The sequence below is a fragment of the Prevotella sp. OH937_COT-195 genome (genome assembly GCF_003932845.1).
Taxonomy (GTDB): domain Bacteria; phylum Bacteroidota; class Bacteroidia; order Bacteroidales; family Bacteroidaceae; genus Prevotella.
Genome location: NZ_RQZH01000064.1, coordinates 1 through 1,650, shown reverse-complemented (window position 1 = coordinate 1,650; position 1,650 = coordinate 1). Strand labels below are relative to the sequence as shown.

Here is a 1,650-nt window from a genome sequence, read left to right as displayed (position 1 = left end):
ATCAGCGCGGCGTTTGGTTTGTGTCTGAGGATTTTGGTAAGACCATCATTGCCTGGGCCGCTGCTCGGAGGCTGTCGTATGACATAAGGCATCGCAGTATCGGTCAAATGGTGTGAAATGGTTGTTTTTGGGGAACATTGCGAGTATTAACATTATAAATAAAGAATAAGATGGAAAAGAAGAAGACAGAGCCGGGTATGAGTTTGCAAGTATTGAATTTCGAGGGTTCTCATTTCCGCGTCCGTATGATTAACAACGAACCTTGCTTTGTTGCCAAGGATTTATGTCAAATTCTCGGCATAAGTAAGTATCGTGATGTACTCCGTCATCTTGATGATGATGAAAGGGTGTCCATGTTTGTGGACACCATTGGTGGAAATCAAAGATTATCAGGTGTTAACGAAAGTGGTTTTTATCATTTAATTTTTTTGAGCCGTTCTCCGAAGGCTCGTGAATTTCGTCGTATGGTAACAATGGATATTCTTCCGACTTTGCGCAAGACCGGCCGTTATGAGTTTAAGTCTCGTCGTCGTGCTTTGCCATACGAGAAAAGTGTTGAGATGTGTCGTTTTTTTTTGATGAGTTGACGAAGTGGACTACGAAGTCTGACGAGAAGCTTGTTTCTGAGATGATGAATGTTGGTGTTAAGCATGTTCATGAGGTTTTGCGCGGTCGCAGGCAGAGTTACGGTGTCTGCTGTCTGCTTGTTGAGTTAGCGAAGGAGAACCGCGTCAAGGGTTTGCAGCGTCAGTCTCGTTCGGTGTCAAGAGATGCCGACATGCATGAACTTATGTTGGAATTTTTGGATTAAAATATATGTAAAAAAGTCCTCAAAAATAAGGTTATAAAAGTTGCGTATGTGTCTGATTTTTCGTATCTTTATAGAATAAACATAGTGTTTTCGTGCTGATTTTTTGAACTTTTTGGCGAAAAAGTTTGTTGTTATTGAAATTTTGTGTATCTTTGCGGCGTTCAAGTTTTATAATGTGAGGGCGAGAGAGTTCGCCTGATGCGCCGCATTCGGGCATTTTTTATGCCTCTGCGGTACGCCTATACAGGCGGTGCGCTCACCCCGTGATGAGGTTGTAATGGTCTCGTCGGTCCTCACATAAGACTTGAACAGCGGGTAGTGGCGCACCGCTTTTTTTGCGCCCATGTTCAAAATTTATGTGTTATGTCAAACAAAGAAACGAAGGTATTTACCTTCAACGAAAACAATCAAACAATTCGTGTAGATGCCGAAGGCGATAACCTATGGTTTGTTGCCAAGGATGTATGCCAAGCATTAGGTATAGGCTGGCGTGGTGACACATTAGCTTATATACCAGATGAATGGAAAGGGATGCGGAAATTCCGCACCCCCGGTGGCGAGCAGCAATTAACCGTGATTTCGGAAGCCGGCATGTATAAGTTGGCGTTTCGTTGTCAGAGTTCGGAGCGTGCCGACAAATTTACTAATTGGGTGGCCGGCAAGGTCTTGCCTACTTTACGCAAGACGGGCAGGTATGAACTGTGTCCTCCTTCACCTCGTCGTTCTGTGAGGAAGACTCGCGGCGAGGGTGTTAACGTTGAGTTGACGAATCTTCTGTGGTTGATTGGTGAGAGTTTGGTTCATGGTGACCAGGCAGCTGTTGCTTTGGAGCTTGGTGT

3 protein-coding genes are annotated in these 1,650 nt (G+C 44.5%); all 3 read left to right on the top strand.

The features are described from left to right. Positions 1 to 170 precede the first annotated feature (170 nt). Entirely contained in the window at positions 171 to 587 is a 417-nt protein-coding gene (locus tag EII32_RS11210) for a Bro-N domain-containing protein (protein ID WP_125235457.1), read from the top strand. Further along, positions 563 to 811 carry a hypothetical protein gene (locus EII32_RS11205; RefSeq protein ID WP_125235456.1) on the top strand — a complete coding sequence of 83 codons (249 nt, stop codon included), beginning with the start codon at positions 563 to 565 and terminating at the stop codon, positions 809 to 811. The genes EII32_RS11210 and EII32_RS11205 overlap by 25 nt, the downstream gene beginning before the upstream one ends. 363 nt (positions 812 to 1,174) lie before the next feature. Then, a partial coding sequence (locus tag EII32_RS11200; protein ID WP_255416466.1) for a Bro-N domain-containing protein occupies positions 1,175 to 1,650 on the top strand: 476 nt, incomplete at its 3' end.